Annotated in this window: 18 protein-coding genes and 1 pseudogene; 12 read left to right on the forward strand and 7 right to left on the reverse strand. The window is 44.7% G+C overall.

Going from position 1 to position 18,623, the window contains the following annotated elements:
- Positions 1 to 431: 431 nt before the first annotated feature.
- On the forward strand, positions 432 to 809 hold the full coding sequence (locus AC1DXC_RS11450) for a BlaI/MecI/CopY family transcriptional regulator (RefSeq protein ID WP_477459288.1): 378 nt from the start codon (positions 432 to 434) through the stop codon (positions 807 to 809).
- Positions 806 to 2,824: a M56 family metallopeptidase gene (locus AC1DXC_RS11455; RefSeq protein ID WP_477459289.1), complete on the forward strand. Its 2,019-nt coding sequence runs from the start codon at positions 806 to 808 to the stop codon at positions 2,822 to 2,824. Before AC1DXC_RS11450 ends, AC1DXC_RS11455 begins: the two co-directional genes overlap by 4 nt.
- Here the strand turns inward: AC1DXC_RS11455 and rsmG are convergent, their stop codons facing one another.
- The 6 genes from rsmG to AC1DXC_RS11485 all read right to left on the reverse strand — a co-directional run bounded on the left by rsmG (position 2,825) and on the right by AC1DXC_RS11485 (position 6,157).
- Entirely contained in the window at positions 2,825 to 3,451 is a 627-nt protein-coding gene (gene rsmG / locus AC1DXC_RS11460) for a 16S rRNA (guanine(527)-N(7))-methyltransferase RsmG (RefSeq protein WP_477459290.1), read from the reverse strand.
- The gene (locus AC1DXC_RS11465) at positions 3,441 to 4,046 is read right to left on the reverse strand and encodes an RNA polymerase sigma factor (RefSeq protein ID WP_477459291.1); all 606 of its coding nucleotides are present in this window, start codon (positions 4,044 to 4,046) and stop codon (positions 3,441 to 3,443) included. The genes rsmG and AC1DXC_RS11465 overlap by 11 nt, the downstream gene beginning before the upstream one ends.
- A complete protein-coding gene (locus tag AC1DXC_RS11470; protein ID WP_477459292.1) occupies positions 4,037 to 5,095 on the reverse strand; it encodes a glycosyltransferase in 1,059 nt (352 codons plus the stop codon). Before AC1DXC_RS11470 ends, AC1DXC_RS11465 begins: the two co-directional genes overlap by 10 nt.
- Positions 5,096 to 5,326: 231 nt before the next feature.
- On the reverse strand, positions 5,327 to 5,506 hold the full coding sequence (locus tag AC1DXC_RS11475; RefSeq protein WP_477459293.1) for a hypothetical protein: 180 nt from the start codon (positions 5,504 to 5,506) through the stop codon (positions 5,327 to 5,329).
- 5 nt (positions 5,507 to 5,511) lie between these two features.
- A complete protein-coding gene (locus tag AC1DXC_RS11480) occupies positions 5,512 to 5,673 on the reverse strand; it encodes a hypothetical protein (protein ID WP_477459294.1) in 162 nt (53 codons plus the stop codon).
- Between the two features lie 25 nt (positions 5,674 to 5,698).
- Positions 5,699 to 6,157, reverse strand: coding sequence for a DUF6934 family protein (locus AC1DXC_RS11485; protein ID WP_477459295.1), 459 nt, complete (start codon positions 6,155 to 6,157; stop codon positions 5,699 to 5,701).
- 162 nt (positions 6,158 to 6,319) lie between these two features.
- On the opposite strand from AC1DXC_RS11485, the gene AC1DXC_RS11490 reads away from it, so the two are divergent.
- The 5 genes from AC1DXC_RS11490 (at position 6,320) to AC1DXC_RS11510 (ending at position 12,110) form a co-directional block, all read left to right on the forward strand.
- Positions 6,320 to 7,756, forward strand: a complete 1,437-nt coding sequence (locus tag AC1DXC_RS11490) for a DUF1593 domain-containing protein (RefSeq protein ID WP_477459296.1) — start codon at positions 6,320 to 6,322, stop codon at positions 7,754 to 7,756.
- 44 nt (positions 7,757 to 7,800) lie between these two features.
- Entirely contained in the window at positions 7,801 to 8,931 is a 1,131-nt protein-coding gene (tgt, locus tag AC1DXC_RS11495; protein ID WP_477459297.1) for a tRNA guanosine(34) transglycosylase Tgt, read from the forward strand.
- Positions 8,932 to 10,047, forward strand: coding sequence for an LptF/LptG family permease (locus AC1DXC_RS11500; RefSeq protein ID WP_477459298.1), 1,116 nt, complete (start codon positions 8,932 to 8,934; stop codon positions 10,045 to 10,047).
- The gene (locus AC1DXC_RS11505; protein WP_477459299.1) at positions 10,048 to 10,950 is read left to right on the forward strand and encodes a DMT family transporter; all 903 of its coding nucleotides are present in this window, start codon (positions 10,048 to 10,050) and stop codon (positions 10,948 to 10,950) included.
- An 881-nt stretch (positions 10,951 to 11,831) separates the two neighbouring features.
- On the forward strand, positions 11,832 to 12,110 hold the full coding sequence (locus AC1DXC_RS11510; protein ID WP_477459300.1) for a LapA family protein: 279 nt from the start codon (positions 11,832 to 11,834) through the stop codon (positions 12,108 to 12,110).
- Between the two features lie 100 nt (positions 12,111 to 12,210).
- On the opposite strand, the gene ispE is transcribed toward AC1DXC_RS11510, so the two are convergent.
- On the reverse strand, positions 12,211 to 13,017 hold the full coding sequence (gene ispE, locus AC1DXC_RS11515; protein WP_477459301.1) for a 4-(cytidine 5'-diphospho)-2-C-methyl-D-erythritol kinase: 807 nt from the start codon (positions 13,015 to 13,017) through the stop codon (positions 12,211 to 12,213).
- 170 nt (positions 13,018 to 13,187) lie between these two features.
- Between ispE and AC1DXC_RS11520 the strand changes: the two genes are divergently transcribed.
- The 5 genes and pseudogenes from AC1DXC_RS11520 (at position 13,188) to secDF (ending at position 18,532) form a co-directional block, all read left to right on the forward strand.
- A complete protein-coding gene (locus AC1DXC_RS11520; protein WP_477459302.1) occupies positions 13,188 to 14,009 on the forward strand; it encodes a thymidylate synthase in 822 nt (273 codons plus the stop codon).
- A gap of 336 nt (positions 14,010 to 14,345) precedes the next feature.
- Positions 14,346 to 14,546: a hypothetical protein gene (locus AC1DXC_RS11525; protein ID WP_477459303.1), complete on the forward strand. Its 201-nt coding sequence runs from the start codon at positions 14,346 to 14,348 to the stop codon at positions 14,544 to 14,546.
- A 9-nt stretch (positions 14,547 to 14,555) separates the two neighbouring features.
- Positions 14,556 to 14,951: pseudogene (locus AC1DXC_RS11530) on the forward strand (four helix bundle protein).
- Between the two features lie 20 nt (positions 14,952 to 14,971).
- Complete coding sequence (locus AC1DXC_RS11535) at positions 14,972 to 15,454, forward strand: dihydrofolate reductase (RefSeq protein ID WP_477459304.1); 483 nt, start codon at positions 14,972 to 14,974, stop codon at positions 15,452 to 15,454.
- 114 nt (positions 15,455 to 15,568) lie between these two features.
- Positions 15,569 to 18,532 carry a protein translocase subunit SecDF gene (gene secDF / locus AC1DXC_RS11540; RefSeq protein ID WP_477459305.1) on the forward strand — a complete coding sequence of 988 codons (2,964 nt, stop codon included), beginning with the start codon at positions 15,569 to 15,571 and terminating at the stop codon, positions 18,530 to 18,532.
- Positions 18,533 to 18,623: the final 91 nt, after the last annotated feature.

The following is an 18,623-nucleotide window of genomic DNA, read 5'->3' on the forward strand; positions in this document are numbered from 1 at the left end:
ATTAGCAAAATAGGTGTATTTTTTATTGGTCCACCATCTTGCACGTCATGGCTGTAAGGAAACTCAGGAATGCACCTAAAAAATGTGATGAGGTTTAGGCGTTGCAGTCTTTTGTGCTTCGTTAGGCAAGGCAGTAAGTTATTCAAGGCCTGTGGATGTTACTTTTCTTTGGCAGCAAAGAAAAGTAACCAAAAGAAACTGCCGGCTGCGTCCTGTTCTATGGAAGCCAGTGCTTTAGCAGTTTCAGTGGTTGCCGAACAGGCCAATGCCGGTTTTTCTGTTCTTCGACGGGTTCGGTGCCACTAGTTGCCGCGTCGTCTTTCCCCACCGCCATTTCTCGCAAAAGACGATACGTTAAAAAAAAACTACAAAAATAGTTTGCAAACTATAAAAATAGTTCTACCTTAGCATAACTATAAAAATAGTTTACTATGAAAGTAAAAGAACTCACTAAAGCCGAAGAGCAGATAATGCAGATACTGTGGCAATTGAACGAAGCTATCGTAAAGGATATCATCGAACGCATACCCGAGCCCAAACCCGCTTACAACACGGTATCTACCGTGGTAAGGGTGCTGGAAGGCAAAGGTTTTATAGACCATAAGGCCTACGGAAATTCGCATGTGTACTTCCCTACCGTGAGCGAAGACGATTACAAGAAATTCACCTTCGATAAGCTGATGAAGAACTACTTCAGCGATTCGTACAAAAGCCTGGTATCGTTTATTGCCGATGAGAAGGACCTGGGCCTGAAAGAACTGGATGAACTGACCGAACTATTGAACAACCTCAAAAACAAAAAACAATGAACTGGCTGCACTACCTTGTTGAAGCAAATATTTACCTGGGGGTATTTTATTTGTGCTATTGCTTGTTTTTAAATAACGAAACCCATTACCTGTTAAGCCGCGCCTTTTTGCTGTTTAGCTGCGTGGTATCGTTTATACTGCCGGTTACGCAGCTCAGCATACTAAAGCCAGTGGAGCAGATAACCCTGCAGCCGGTTGCTTATACTCCACAGGTAGTGAACGGTCCCCCCTTGCCCGAGATAACTATCGAAGAGCCCGTTGCGCAAATAACCCTGGGGGATGTATTGTTATATGCCTATATAATAGGTGCGGTAGTAACTTTAGCGGTATTGGCGTACCGCTTGTATCGCTTATCCTTACTTACGCGCAAAAGTAAATCGCGCTATGCAGATAAGTATAAGTTGATACAGCTCAAGGGCGATAACACGGCGTTTTCGTTCTTTAATTACCTGTTCATCGGCACCGAAGTACCACAGGCCGATACCATTATAGCGCACGAACTGGTACACATCCGCCAACGGCATTCGGCAGACATCATTTTTTTGGAAGTGCTTAAGGTTTTCAGCTGGTTTAACCCCTTTATTTACCTGTTGCAGCGCAGCCTGCGTACCCTGCACGAGTATATTGCCGATGAGCAGACCGCCGCACAAGAGCGCGACGCCCTCACCTATTCGGCCTTTTTGCTTAACAACGCCTACGGCATACAGGGCTCGCCCATTGCACATTCTTTTTTCAATTATAATCTCCTAAAAAAGCGAATCATCATGTTAAACCAAAAACGATCAGGCAGCTTAGCAAGGCTAAAGTACCTGGCCGCAGTGCCCCTCTGTGTAGGGATGCTGTGCGCATCAACCCTCGTGTTCAGTAAAAACTATGCATTTATCGACCTGGCACCGGCTAAACCCGTGCAAGCCGAAATCAGGATAGACGAACCCATAACAAAAACCATTAAGTATTTTAAAATAATAGATAAGGTAAAAGATATCACCGCCTACTCCGACAATCTTTCGTTTACCGTTAAAGGCATTAAAAAGACATTTTTAGCCAAAAGCACCAGCCCCGAAGATATTGCCTACATCCAAAAAACCATGAAGCTTACAGTGGAGGTAATTGATGTGGACAGCCAAACAAAGATGCCGATTGTCGCAGGGAACGATGCTAAAAGCGATACCACCAAACATAAGCTGCTTCCTCCTCCGCCCCCATATTTACTAAAAAAACCTTACGAAGCAGTATCCGCCTACCTACATAAAACCATAAAATTCCCTGCGGAAGCATTAAAAGCAAATGAAAACGGTGCAGTTGTATTTACTTTCGATTTGAATGCAGCGGGTAAAATGACCAACATAGCTGTTATGCAAAGCAAAGGCACAGGTTACGAAGCCATAGCATTAAAAGCCTTGGAAAGCTACCCTTACCCGGTAAAAGACAAACCCGGCAAAAAGATACTGGAGATGAACTTTTGGCTGCCCGATAACCAGGCTACCTACCTTGCCAGCAATAAAACAAGAGTGATACCGGGCTTTGTAGGCAACATTATATTTAACAAAGCCGTAAATATTGGCGACATACCTAACTTACCGCCGCCACCGCCGCCCGCAAAACCCAAAAAAGCGCCAAAAGTAGCACTGAACATATCGGGTAAAAAAATACCGCCGCCACCGATGATAACGATAGATGAACCCGCTAGTCCCGCAAGCCCGCCTACCATATCGAGAGATAGCTTCGAAATTCCAAAGGTAGTGGCCGACAAGCCTACTAAACGCGTTAAAGCCGTAAAGGTTAGGGCTGCAGTTGCGCCCAAAATTTTCGTAGCGCCGGTTGTGGCAGCAGATGTAAGAAACCTCGATATCACCATAGATTCGCCTGTAGTTGTTACCAATACTAAAATCAGCCTAAAGCCAATGAAGGTAAAACCGGTAACTAAGGTAAATTTGAAGAAAGTGGATGTAAAAGTTGCACCAATAACTAAGCTGAACATCAAAATAGATACCGCAGGAACCAAAAAACCGTAATTATCCCTTTACGTAGATAACCTGCTTGGTATCGAAAAAATCCTCCTCAAAATAATCCCTGAGGTAGAATTGCTGAACGGCTAAACCCGACTCGGCAATTTCTTGCGTTAAGTCCCCCCCTTTTAAATAGAGTATCCCGCTGGCCAGTTTGTTGGTGGTAGATTTGCTGAACTTGCCCTTTACCCAAGGGTAAAAATCTTTCAATTGCGTAACCGCGCGCGATACCACAAAATCGAATTTTTCCTTTATTTCTTCGGCCCTGGCGTGGGTTCCTCTTACATTCACCAGCCCTAAAGCTGCTGCAACTTCGTTCACTACCTTTATTTTTTTTCCGATGGAATCAACTAAATGGAACCTCGTTTCGGGGAAGAGAATAGCTAAAGGAATGCCAGGGAAGCCGCCGCCGGTACCTACATCCAGCACGGTTTCGCCGGGCATAAAGGGCATTACTTTGGCTATGCCGAGAGAATGCAGCACGTGGCGCTCGTAAAGCAAATCGATATCCTTGCGCGATACTACGTTGATTTGGTTGTTCCAAAAAGTGTATAGTTCCTGCAGGCGGGCAAACTGCTCCTGCTGAGCAGGGCTTGCATCGGGGAAATACTTCAGAATTAAATCAGATGTCATCCTTACTATGCTTTTTGATGATGTTGCCCAGTAAGAACCGGGCCCTGAATAATTGCGCCTTTACGGTACCCAATGGTAAATCGAGCTGCTGGGCAATCTCCTCGTACGATAACTCGTCGAAATAGCGCAGCGTTATCAGGTTACGGTAACGCAGGGGCAGGCTTTCTATCAACAATTTCAGCTCTTCAGTTTGCTGTTTTTTGATGGAAGTTTCTTCGGGGTTGAGCACATCTGCCTTTATTTGCAGCGGTTTTTCGTCGCCGTCTTCATCCAACATACCGTGGATTGATTGCGTATTCAGTTTCTTTTTGCGGATAAAATCGATACAGTTATTGGTAGCCACGCGGAAAAGCCAGGTACTAAAGGCGTACTCGGGCTGGTATTTTTCCAGTTTTTCAAAGGCTTTGGCAAAGGTTTCTACGGTGAGGTCCATCGCATCTTCCTTGTTGTTTACCATCTTCAGCACCATAAAATAGATGGAATCTTTGTAGCGGTGCATCAGGTCGGCATAGGCTTTTTGGTTGCCTTCCCTGGCCTTCACCACCAGGTGAAAATCATTCTTTGCGTTCTCGGTAAAATTCGCGTTTACTTCCATCGGGTGGTTTTTATAAAAGTACCTATCAATCCAAATACATTTAAGTAAAGGTAGTAAATCACATCAAAAAATGGCAGCGCCCAAAGTATATCGCCGGCATCCAGCTTCTTAAAAATCCTGCTATAAATAACAAACTGAAGTATCAGTCTGAAAGCCACAACCCCGCCGGCCAGCAAAGGCTCAAACTTAAATACCAGGCATAGCGCAAACAAAACGTAGAATAAAAAACCGCTTATGGCATCGATGCTAAGCATTTGGCGGTGCCTGTTTTTGTACTCTTTACCCACACCCATGTGGCGTTTTTTTTGCTTAAACCAGCTACCTAAAGTGGTTTTGGCATCGGTATAAGTAAAGGCATCGGGGTGTATCTCAATTACTGCATTTTCTGCGGTGGCGTTTTGGTTTACAAACAAATCATCATCACCGCTAAGGATATGCATATGCGATGCGAAGCCCTTGGAGCCAAAAAACAAAGTTTTGGTGTACGCCAAATTACGCCCAATGCCCATATAAGCATCGCCACTAAGCGCGGCCGAAAGATAGTTGATGGCGGTTTTAACGGTTTCGAAACGGACGAATGCGTTAAGGAAATTGCGGCTGCGAAAGTATGGCGAATAGCCTAAAACCAGTTGGGTTTGGCCCCCGAAATTGGCCGCCATGCGGGTTATCCAGTGCAGGGTAGCAGGCTTGCAATCGGCATCGGTAAACAAAAGATGCTCATTTTTGGCAGCTTTGATGCCCAGGGTAAGGGCGAATTTCTTGCCGGTTTTGTAACGGTCGTGCTCGGTGATGGTAACAATTTTAAGGTGCGGAAACTCGCGTTGGATATCTTCCAACACCACGTCCGAGCTGTCGTAAGAGCAATCATTTACCACTACCACCTCATAATCGGGATAGATTTGCTGTAATATATAAGGCAGGTTTACAGCCAGGTTTTTGGCTTCGTTGCGGGCGCTGATGATAACCGAAATTGGGATGCTAACCTCCGGCAAAGCCTGCGAAGGTGCATAGGCATATAGCTTTGTGTGATTACCTACCAGGTAATACAACTGAATAATAAAACATAACTGAAATAGAACGAATAACGCCTCTTGAATATAAGCTTCCAAACCCCTAATTAATAAGGTGCAAATTTGATAAAAAAGGTTGGAAAAATTTAGAAAAGTTGGTAGAAGTTATAAGCGTTGGAATGGTTGGACATGTTGCCATTTAAGGGGGGCTGTTTTTGCAGTTTGCCTCGATTTATAACCACAAAGGCCCGAAAATTCGGGCCTTTGTGGTTATTTTATATCGTACTTTTTCAACATCCAGTTTGGTATGGGGTGTAGGCGGAGGAATTCTTTGGCGCGTTCAACACTTTCTAGCACAAATGGGTCCTTGCTATGGTCTTTCATATTAGGGTCAATTTCAGGTGGGGTACCCCATGGCACCGTTTTGGACTTTTGATTACTATCCTCCATCCCAATTACTTTTTTATTTCTTCAGGGAACTTCACGTTAGACAATACTTTTTTTGCTTTCTCTAACTTCTCTAAGAAGAAAGGGTCGTTATCATGGCTACTAGGCTCATTGGTAACTATAGCTTTACCAAAACCCTTTTCGTAAACCACCTTTTTCACTGCTGGCATAAAACCTCCTTTGTAAATAACTTAATCAAAAATAATTATTTTCCCTGCGTTTCACAAGAAATGCCTTATAATTAACGTTTTGCTGAAAAATTTCAAAACCGCCGTCTTTCAAACCAAATATTTCAAAATCCACAACTATTTCTTCTAGAAGCCGTGCTATGCCCATTTGATACAACCTCGTTCTCGCCAATGTAGACCCTTGCGCATAAATATAATTGTTACCATAACATTCGCAAAAGTCGTTAATCGTGCTTGCTACTGTAGCTAATACTATATCTCTGTCCTTATTGTCTGTTACATTCAAATCGCTCACCTCACCGCTTAAGGGGTCTTCATCACCAAATCCTAAGTTGAAAACAACGGGATTATCGCTTGCTTTTACAAATTTTACTACCTTTTTTATAGTACCCTTAGGGCCATCGCTATAAAAAAAGTACTCGTAATAATCTAGCTTTGCGTAGTAAGGATATCGTTCTAAATTCATTAATGGATAATGTTGTAGGTTGATTTCCCAAACTTAATATTTTTCTATATCATATACCCGCCCCTTTATCTCCCCCAATTGCAAATTCATCTTCAACATACTCTTACCATCTTAAAATAACTACATTAGCATAAACAACCAATTAGCCGCCAACCTTCATTTATGAATCCGTTTAAAACTGCACTAACGCTACTCTGTCTTTTTGTTATTACTATTGCCAACGCACAGCAAGAACCCAAAAATAGGGTAATTGTGCTTACCGATATAGAAGCTGATGCCGATGATACCCAAAGCTTGATACGGTTATTGCTTTATAGTAATGATATTGATATAAAGGGCTTAATTGCAACCACATCGGTTCATCAAAAAACCTGGATAGTGCCCGAATCTATCCAAAAAATAATTAGTGTATATAATAAGGTATTGCCAAACCTGCGGAAACATGATCCGGCTTACCCCGATGCGCAAAAATTAAGTATGCTGGTAAAAAAAGGGCAACCCGGCTATGGCTTAAATGCTACGGGCGCCGGGAAAAATTCTGCGGGCTCTGATTGGATAATAAGAGAACTGAAACAAAACGATCCCCGCCCATTATGGATCTCGGTATGGGGCGGCGCAAACACTTTGGCGCAGGCATTATACACGCTTAAAAATTCAAACGACGTGGCAACGATGAAAAAAATGGTTGCCAAACTGCGTGTTTATACCATATCCGACCAGGACGATAGCGGTATTTGGATCCGGAATAACTTCCCCGAATTGTTCTATATCGTTACCCCCGGCGGATACGGAAAAGCCACCTGGCTGGCCATGAGCAAGGCGGTGGATGGTGCAAATAACGAAACGATTAGCAATAGATGGATAGCCGATAATATCCAACAAGGCAAGGGGCCTTTGGGCGCACTTTATCCCGATGTTGCCTATACAATGGAGGGCGATACTCCCTCATGGCTATCACTGATACCAAACGGGCTGAACGTTCCAAACCATCCGGAATGGGGTGGATGGGGCGGCCGTTACGAACTTTATAAGCCTAACCTGGCCGACTTTGATGCAAAAGGTTTTACCGGCGGCGTACCGATAGAATCCGAAACAAGGCCCATTTTTACTAATGCTGCGGATAGTTATACACCCGTGCTTTTTAACAATTATGGCCGCGCTGTGCGTAATGATACGGTATCTTTTCATGATAACTGGGCAACCATCTGGCGCTGGCGCGATGATTATCAGAACGATTTTGCGGCCCGGATGGATTGGACAACCAAGCCTTACCGTGGTGCCAACCACCCGCCGGTGCCGGCATTAGGGCATTCAACGGCTATTACAGTAACAGCCGGCGAATTTTTTTCGCTCGATGCAAGCGGGACAACCGATCCGGATGGCGATAACCTAAGCTATTTATGGTTTCAGTACGCAGAAACAGGTACGCTAAAAACACCGGTAAAAATCCTCGTGGCAGAAAATTTATATAAAATTTTCCTGTTAGCACCCGAGGTAAAAACAACGGAAACAACCCAATTTATCCTGAAAGTAACAGACAAGGGTAAGCCCGCATTATCAAGGTATAAACGCGTATTCCTGACGATTAAACCACGTTAAGGCTTACGTCGCTTTCAACCTAAATCACTAATTTTGCGGGATTAATGGAATTTACTTTAACAGCTCAAGATCCCCTATCTAAAGCCCGCGCAGGCGAACTTGTTACCGACCATGGCGTGATACAAACGCCCATTTTTATGCCGGTTGGTACCGCGGGCACAGTAAAAGCCGTGCACCAGCGCGAACTTAAAAACGATATAAAGGCGCAGATTATCCTTGGTAACACCTACCATTTATACCTGCGCCCTGGTTTAGATATTATTGAAGGCGCCGGAGGCTTGCATAAATTCAACGGCTGGGATGGCCCTATTTTAACCGATAGTGGCGGCTATCAGGTGTATTCGCTAACGGATGTTCGCAAAATAAAAGAAGAAGGCGTTACCTTCCGTTCGCATGTGGATGGCTCTAAACACCTGTTTACACCCGAAAATGTGATGGATATACAGCGCGTAATTGGAGCCGATATCATCATGGCTTTCGACGAATGCACCCCCTACCCCTGCGATTATAACTACGCAAAACGCTCTATTGAAATGACCCATCGCTGGCTTAAACGCTGCTGCGACAGGTTCGATACTACCCAACCTAAATACGGTTATAACCAAACCTTGTTCCCAATTGTGCAGGGTTCTGTTTATAAGGATTTGCGTGTGCGGTCGGCCGAAGTGATTGCTTCTTTCGGGCGCGAAGGCAACGCGATAGGCGGTTTATCGGTTGGCGAACCTGCCGAAGAAATGTACGCCATGACGGAAGTTGTGTGCAATATATTGCCGCAAAACAAGCCGCGATACCTGATGGGCGTGGGTACGCCGGTGAATATTTTGGAGAATATCGCCCTCGGGATTGACATGTTCGACTGCGTGATGCCTACCCGAAATGCCCGCAATGGCATGCTTTTTACCAAAGATGGCATCCTGAATATGCGTAACAAAAAATGGGAAAACGACTTTTCGCCCATAGAAGCTGATAGCGATTTGTACGCCGATACGCAATATACCAAGGCTTATTTGCGCCACCTGATACACTCCGGCGAGATGCTGGGCGCCCAGATAGCCACCCTGCACAACCTGCATTTTTACCTGTGGCTGGTAACCGAGGCGCGCAATAAAATCATCAGCGGGGAGTTTTACCACTGGAAGAAAATAATGGTGAGCCGCTTAGGCCAACGCTTGTAAATGAGGAAGTTTTTAGACCGGTACTTAAAAACCATCGATTGGTATATCATCAAGAAATACCTGGGTACATTTATATTCACCCTGGGCATTTTTATGGCTATTTCCATCGTATTCGATGTATCAGAACACTTGGATAATTTCCTGGGAAAAAACGCTACTCTAAACGATATTATCTTTAAATACTACGCCGGTTTCGTACCGTTTTATATGATGATGCTATCGCCGCTCATCAATTTTTTGGCGGTTATTTTCTTTACGGCCAAGATGGCCAATCAAACGGAGATAGTACCCATCCTCACCAGCAAGGCCAGTTTCTATCGTTTCATGAGGCCCTATATGGTGTCGGCAACGGTTATATTTACCGTATCTATACTGGCCAATATTTTCGTAATCCCCTTTACCAACAAGCTTAAGGTAGACTTCGAAAGCAAATATTTCTTCATCGGCGATGACCCAACCAAGAGCGAAGTACACATCCAGTTGGACAAAAACACCTTCGTTTTTCTGCAATCGTACGACCCTCAAGTACACGTCGGCTATCAGTTTATGCTGGAAAAATTTGATGGCGATGAGCTAAAAATGCGGCTCACAGCGCCCAGCATACAGTTCGATACGGTGAAAACCAAGTGGAAAATCATCAGCCCATCTATACGTTATGTAAACGGTTTAAAGGAAAAATTCATCTCTAACGGGCCGCCTATCGATACCGTTTTAGACATGCGCCCGATAGACTTTGAGGTGCACGATAACGTAAACAGCAACGTGTATGGAGGCATGAGTTTAAAGGTTTTGAACACGCTTATAGAGAAAGAAAAGTTGCGCGGCACAGGTGCTTTAATTGATATGCAGTTTGAAAAATACCGCCGCTTTGTAGAGCCGTTTTCCTCTTTCGTGCTGTGTGTAATTGCGGTTGCCATCTCCTCGCGCAAGGTGCGCGGCGGCGTTGGGCTGCCCCTCGGGATAGGCATTTTCATCTGTTTCGTGTACATCGTAGTAAATCGATTCGCGTTGGTTTTCGCCGTCAAAGGAGGCTTTGAACCCTTGATCGCGGTTCTTATTCCTAACATAGTTTTTGGTATATTGGGCACAGTATTGATACTGAAAGCACCCAAATAAATGCCCGAAAAAACCGCCAACCCAACCTTAAATAAGAACCTCGTCATCCTCCATTTTACGGTTTTCGTATGGGGATTTACCGGCATCCTTGGCCAGTTAATCACCATATCTGCCGTAAATTTGGTCTGGTACAGGGTTGGGATTGCCGCGATTTCCTTATTTTTTTACCTTATTTTTCAAAGAAAAACACCGAAAATCCTCCGAAAAACACTGGTAAAAATGGCCTTTACAGGGGCTTTAGTGGGTGGCCATTGGATACTTTTCTTCGCTTCCATCAAACTTTCTACCGTTCCGGTGACGCTGGTTTGCCTCTCTTCCATCACACTTTTTACCGCAATTTTCGAGCCGCTCATCAACAAAACGCGCATTTCCAAAATGGAAATCGTTGCGGGGATGTTGATAATCATTGGCATTATTTTGATTTTTAAATTCGAAACACAATACACTAAGGGCATCATAGCAGGGCTGGCCAGCGCGGTATTGGCTGCACTATTTGCTATCATCAATTCGCGTTTCGTGAAGACTTACGAGGCTCCCGTAATAGCATTTTACGAGCTTTCAGGGGCCTTCGTATGGATAAGTATTTACCTGCTGGCAACCGGCGGATTCGCTAATTTCAGTATCCCGAAACTATCTGATATCGGCTACCTGGTGCTGCTGGGCACGGTATGTACATCGCTGGCATACGTGGCCGGGGTATCGGTAATGCGCGAGCTTTCTGCGTTCCGCGTAGCGCTAATCACCAACCTGGAACCTGTTTACGGCATCATCATGGCCTTCCTTTTCCTGGGCGACAGGAACCGCGTAACCCCGGGTTTTTGGATTGGCGCGATCATCATCCTATCCACTATCTTCCTTTATCCCGTGGCGCAAAAGCGCGTTGTAAAACGCCGGACCAGGTAAACTTTAAGTAGTTATTTCCTCCCGATTTTTCATTTAACCACCCTGATATTCCCTGGGGTAGGGGCTAAGTGCGCCTCCAATAAGAAGCCGCTTTTAGCCCCTCTGAGGCATCCAAGTTTCAGGACGGGGAATAGCTCGTCAAGGCCCTGCTAATTTCCATACGCGCAAAATCTCATTTTTTGATAGTGTACTGAAGCAAAGCTCCACCAAAACAGCTTCATGAGTGGCATTAAGCCAAATTACAAGTCTTAAAACTGGATCTTATTTTAAAAAATGGCATTTAGATAAATAAATATTACACTCAAAATCAAATTATTACAAGATTCATATCATGTTATAATAGAGATAAAACAAGGTTCTAAAATTTTAAAATACTAAAAAAAATAGCACACATTGGCAACAACATCAAAATATGACTTCATCGTTATAAAAATGAGACACTTACAATACCTTATATAACTAAAAAATTCAAGCATCTATTTTAATGACCGCCATTTAAGTAAGTGTACCGGATGCAAAATCGAGCGTAAATTAAAAATCGCAGGAGTACCGCCCAGGCATGCTGAATTGATTTTCCGGGCAGAAAACCGACCTTTAAAACCGGCAGGAATCGTGCCCTGTTTTTAAGGAAACCGGCTCGTGGGAAATCTCACGGGAAACATTGGAAAACCTCGCAACGCAACCAACGAGGCAAAAATCAGGCGAGGTTAACGGATAAGATTTTCGCGTGCGGGCGATGCGAAAAAAAGGCAGCAATAAGACCCATGAGTTTGGCCTTGCCTCACCCCTCCTTATCAACCTGGTTTCGGCCCTGTAGAAAACCGATTTTAAAACCGGTCAAAAAAATCGCATCTTGTGGTAACCATAAACAACTTTAAGCCATGAGAATAAAAACCATCGTAGTGCTCATCATCGCAATTTTGCTCACCATCGTTTTTATGCAAAACCTGGATAAGGTACAGTTCACGGTTTTGTTCTCTACCATGTACGTTTCTAAAATCACGATGATGCTGATTGTAGGCGTAGCCACTTTTATTTTAGGCTACCTGGTTGGCCGCCCCGGCCGCAGTAAATACAACCACGCCGGCTACGATGGAGACGAAGACGACAAACCAAATCCCCGTACACTAAGTGACGAGGACAGGGATTATATCGATTGAAGTTTATAGCTAAAAACACCTCATTTTACCCGAGAAAATCGGAGAAAAATCGGTGTTTTTCTTTGGTTTTCTTTGGTTTTCTTTGAAGCGCTCCGGAACCCTAAACGTCGTAAAAAACCTGGTTGTCGGCCTCCATACCGCTAAGGTCTGGCAGGGTATCGAATATCCCGAAAACGGAGGCTCCACTGCCGCTCATACTGGCGTATAACGCACCGTGTTCGTACAGCTCTGCTTTTACGCCACGGATAACGGGGTTGTCGCGGAAGATATGACCCTCAAAATCGTTCTTAATATGGCGTTTCCAATTCGCTATGGGGGTTTTTATCAGCTCGTATAAGCTTTCTTTAACAGGCGTAGGTTTTACGCCTCTGTAAGCCTCTGCCGTGGATACATGGGCATCTGGCATCACCAAAACAATTTTGTACGCCGAGAGGTCTAATTTCACCGTCTCGAACTCGTCGCCTTTATCGAATGCGAAAACCGGCTTGCCTTCTATGAAGAACGCGCAGTCGGCACCAAGCACCCGGGCATAATCCATCATAGCATCGGCCGACAAACCCAGGCCGAATTTCTCGTTAATCAGCTTGATGAAAAACGCCGCATCGCTCGAGCCTCCACCAAGCCCCGCGCCTATCGGGATATTTTTATGGAGGTGGATTTTCACCGGCGGCAATTTCGGGAAATCCTTCTTCAGCAAATGGTAGCCTTTGATGCAAAGGTTGTCGTTAAGGTCGCCCGGGATATCCAACCCGGAATAGTCGAAGCTGAGCTCGTCGGCTTCTATCACCTCCAGCACGTCGTTTATTTTGATGGGGTAAAAAACCGTCTCCAGATTGTGGTAGCCGTCGGGCCGGCGTTCGATGATATTAAGGCCTATGTTTATCTTTGCGTTCGGAAATACGATCATTTAAAATTTGATTAACAACCGATGTATTTTTAAACATCGGTAGGATACCAAAATTAGATTATTTTTCTTTGTGTTTTTAAAAGTTCATTGGTTCACTGGTTCATTAGTTCATTGGTACTACCGGCCAAACTATCCGCCACGCAACCACTCACCCGATTCAAGCAACCGACATGAAACAATACCTCGACCTGATGCAGCACGTGATGGATACCGGCGCGCAAAAGCACGACCGCACCGGCACCGGCACCCTCAGCGTATTTGGCTACCAGATGCGCTTTAACCTGCAGGACGGCTTCCCGATGGTGACTACCAAAAAGCTGCACCTCAAATCCATCATCCACGAGCTGATATGGTTTTTAACGGGCGATACCAATATCCAGTATTTGAAAGATAATGGCGTGCGCATTTGGGATGAGTGGGCCGATGCAGACGGCAATCTCGGTCCGGTTTACGGTTACCAATGGCGTAGCTGGCCAACGCCCGATGGTGGCCATATAGACCAGATTACCCAGGTGGTAAATACGCTCAAAAACAACCCCGATTCGCGCCGCATTATGGTATCGGCCTGGAATGTGGCAGATGTTAACCAGATGGCCCTCCCACCCTGCCATAGCTTGTTCCAGTTTTACGTGCAGTCCGCAGACGCAGCCAAGGGCGAAACAAGAGGCAAGCTCTCCTGCCAGCTTTACCAGCGCAGCGCCGATATATTTTTGGGCGTGCCTTTCAATATTGCCTCGTACGCTTTACTCACCATGATGATGGCCCAGGTGTGCGACCTGGAGTACGGCGACTTCATCCACACCTTTGGCGATGCACATATTTACAACAACCACCTGGAGCAGGCCCGCCTGCAACTAAGCCGCGAGCCGAAGCCATTGCCCACGATGAAAATCAATCCGGAGGTGAAAGATATTTTCAAATTCAAATTTGAAGATTTCACTTTGGAGAATTATGAGCCGCATCCGCACATTAAAGGGATTGTTGCGGTGTAATCATTGGGTCATTGGGTCATTGGGTCATTGGGTCATTGGGTCATTGGGTCATTGGGTCATTGGGTCATTGGGTCATTGGGTCATTGGGTCATTGGGTCATTAAGGGAATTTGATTTTTTGAATACAGTTTGTTTTACTTCCTCTATTCAACCAATATTTTGTAAATTCGATTATGGCCAGGAATTTCTTAGTTAAACCGGAAAGCAAGCGTACTAATTTAAAAAAATCGCAGCGGGCAAAATTGATGGAAATTTACAGGCAGGTTTTGAATGATGTGAAGTTGTTCAAACAAGGCAAATTAAAAACCTATCCAATTAAGCAATTATGGGAGGAGTTATGACAACACCGGAATTAAAAGAAGAAATACAGAAAGCTGTTAGGCAGATTCCGGAGAATGCGCCGGAAAGCTTATTACGGGAAGCTTTGAGGTATATGCAAGATATCAGCACAAAAATTGCCGATAGAGCGAAACGGGCCGAGTACGTTAAACAGATAATTGCAGAAGACGAAGAAGTGCTCAGGAAGCTTGCGCAATGATTTCAAAAGATGAGTAACAGAATTGAAGACTTGGAGGTTTATACCCTTGCGGATACCTTCGGCAACAAAATATGGTTTCTGGTTTTAGAGTGGGACTACTTTACAAAGGACACTGTAGGAAAACAATTAACAAGAGCCGCCGATTCGATAAGCGAAAATATTGCTGAAGGATTCGGCAGGTATCATTAAAAGGAAAATAAAAACTTCTGCTACTTTAGCAGAGGTTCCTTAATCGAAACTAAAGGCTGGTTAAACAAATGCCTCGTTCGAAATTTGATAAATGCGGATAAGCATGCAGAACTCATCAAGGAGCTAGAAACCATCCATCATAAACTAAACATCTACATAAAATACATTGGTAAAAAAATCATCGAGCAGCCCAACAATGACTCAATGACTCAATGACCCAATGACTCAATGACCCAATGACAATTTCCATCATCGTCGCCATCGCCGAAAATTACGCCATCGGCAAAAACAATCAACTGCTTTGGCACTTGCCAAATGATTTGAAGCATTTCCGCGATGTTACCACCGGCCGCACCGTAATCATGGGGCGCAAAACATTCGATTCGGTTGGCAAGCCGCTGCCGAGGCGCAGGAACATCGTGGTTACGCGGCAGAATATTGAGATAACCGGCTGCGAAGTGGTGAGATCGGTTGAGGAAGGCCTGGCGCTTTGCGGGCCCGAAGAAGAGGTGATGATTGTTGGCGGTGCCGAAATTTACCGGCAGGCAATGCCTATCACCAACCGCATCTATCTTACCATAGTGCATAAGGCTTTCGAGGCTGATACTTTCCTCCCGCAAATTGATTATGCAGATTGGCAGCAAACGAGCCGCGAAGATTTTGAACCCGACGAGAAAAATCCGCTGCCCTACTCGTTCATCCAGCTCGATCGCCGGTAACAAAACCTGCTGTTATTTTGTTTCAATTAAAAATTTCATGCTTGCGAAATTTTATTAGATTTGCCGTCTATTTTTAAAAAGCTTATAAACTAATTAATTACATATAAATTCGCGATGCAAGGTAAAGGGGTTATTAAATTTTTCGCCATTCTGCTGGCTGTTGTGTGCTTGTACCAGCTTTCATTTACGTGGGTGGCCCATAAAGTTGAGAACGATGCCAAGGTTATTTCCAAAGGCGATCCTAAAAGGGAAACAGCCTATTTAGATTCAATGGCTACTCAACCGGTGTACCCGCTCATTGGGCACACCTACCAATACTGCCTTGACAGAGAATTGGCCCTGGGCCTCGATTTAAAAGGCGGTATGAGCGTAACCATGCAAATTTCGTTGCGTGAGTTGGTTCAAACCTTATCTAACAACAACACCGATCCGGCCTTTGTACAGGCAATGGCCGATGCTGAAAAAGATGTTGTTGAAAAAACCAACAAAGATTACATTACCCTTTTTGTTGAAGCTTACGAAAAACGCGCTCCCAATGGAAAATTGGCTGCCATTTTTGCAAACAGCAGCAATCAGGACAAAGTAAAGTTCAATTCAACCAATAGCCAGGTTGAAGCTTACCTGAAAGATCAGGCCTCTGCCGCTGTGCAGCAATCGTACACCGTATTGCACCGCCGTGTGGATCAGTTTGGTGTTACGCAGCCAAATATCCAGTTGCAAAAAAGCACCAACCGCATTTTGATCGAACTGCCGGGCGTTAAAGAACCGGAGCGTGTTAATAAGCTTTTATCGGGTACCGCCAAACTGGAGTTTTACGAAACTTACGACAATACCGAAGTTGCTGGCATGCTAAGCAATATCAACACCATGCTGGCTGCCAAAAACAAAGTTGCCGATACTGCAAAAATCGATACTGCAAAAGCCGGTAGCAAAGCACCGCTATCAAAACAAGATTCTGCTACCTCTTTACTGGCAAAACTAAAGAAGAGCATAAAATCAGATACTGCTAACTTAAGCAAAAGCCAGTTGGCTGCTCAAAACCCATTGTTCAGCGTTTTAAGCCCTGCTTATTACCAAACTCAACAAGGCCAGTTACAAGCTGTACCGGGCCCGGTTGTAGGCCTGGCTTACAAAACAGATACCGCCAAGGTGAACAGCTACCTGCGCAGTGCCGATGTTAAAAGCAAATTACCTCCGAACCTGAAATTGCTTTGGGGTGTTAAACCGAACGATAAAAAACAGTTCGACCTGTATGCCATTAAACTTGCCGGTGCGCAAAATGGCGCAGTATTGTCGGGCGATGTTATCACCGATGCCAAAAGCGACATCGATCAGCAAAAAGGCGGCTACGAGGTTACTATGTACATGAACTCGCAAGGTGCCCATGCCTGGAAAACCATCACCGCAGCAGCATCTGTTGGCAAAAGGTCTATCGCCATTGTATTGGATGATAACGTTTACTCTGCCCCGGGTGTGCAAAACGAAATTTCGGGCGGCGTGTCTTCTATCTCGGGTAGCAGCTTTACGCAGGATGATACCAAGGATTTGGCCAACGTATTAAAGGCCGGCCGTTTACTTGCACCTGCCCGCATTGTTGGCGGCGAGGTGGTAGGCCCCTCTTTAGGCCAGGAAGCTATCAGCGCCGGTTTATTATCGTGTATCCTTGGTTTGGTGGTTATCCTCATCTTCATGATAGCGTATTACAACCGTGCAGGTACTATTGCGGTAGTAGCCGTACTGGTTAACGTGTTCTTCCTGCTGGGTGTTTTAGTAAGCATACGCGCCGTATTAACGCTGCCGGGTATAGCAGGTATCATCCTGATATTAGGTGTTGCCGTTGATGCCAACGTATTGGTTTACGAACGTGTGCGCGAAGAGCTTGCTTTGGCAAAATCTATCCGTATTGCGGTTGCAGATGGTTTTAAACATGCATTGCCGTCTATCCTCGATGCCAACATCAGTACTTTCTTAACCGGTATCATCTTATTCATATTCGGTTCGGGCCCAATACAAGGTTTTGCAACTACGTTAATGATCGGTATCATTACTACCTTGTTCTGCTCATTATTGATCTCGAGGTTGATATTTGAATTTATGCTCGAAAAAGGCTGGGATATCAAATTCTCAAATCCATGGAGCTCACATACCTTCAAAAACGCCAATTACGGTTTCGTGAAGAATCGTTTCAAATTCTATATCTTCTCTGGCCTATTCATTGCTGCCGGTTTGGTATCAATGGTAACCCGTGGCTTTAACTACGGCGTAGACTTTGGTGGAGGCCGTACCTACCTGGTACAGTTCCCTAACAAAGCAGCAACAACCGATGAGATTCACAAGGAATTGGATAAAGCTTTAGGCTTTGGTTCTGAAGTAAAAACCTACGGTGCCGATAAGATCAGTATCACAACCAACTACCTGATTAACGATACTGCCCCGGATGCAGACGAGAAAGTAGCGGATGCATTAATCAATGCTTTAAAAGTAAACCCGGTTACTACAATCACTACAAAAGATATTTTAAGCCACCAAAAAGTGGAAGCCACCGTTGCCAACGAATTAAAGTCTTCGGCAAAGTGGACCATCATTATTGCCATCCTGGTAATATCGGCGTATATATTCATCAGGTTCCGCAAATGGCAGTTTAGCCTTGGCGCGATGATTGCTACCGCGCACGATGCTGCAATGGTATTATCTTTCTTCACGTTGTTTAAAGATATATTACCGTTCTCGTTAGATATCGACCAGGCATTTATTGCAGCATTGCTCACGGTTATCGGCTACTCTATTAATGATACCGTGGTAGTGTTTGACCGTATCCGCGAGTTCCTTAGCCTGCACCACGCAAAAACTGATGACCCTAAAGAGGTTATCAACCATGCTATCAACAACACGCTTAGCCGTACCGTTATCACTGCTTTAACCGTGGTAATGATCCTGATCATCTTGTTCCTGTTTGGTGGCGATGTGTTACGTGGTTTCTCGTTCGCCTTATTGATTGGTGTACTTTTCGGTACCTACTCGTCAATCTGCGTAGCAACCCCGGTTATCATCGACTTTGGGAAAAAAGACCTCAGATAATATAATATGACATTATAATTAAAGGCTCCAAAGAACATTTGGAGCCTTTTTTGTTAAACAAAAAAGCAGCCCCACCCAACCCTCCCCGGAA

This window comes from Mucilaginibacter sp. P2_D11 (assembly GCF_056404435.1).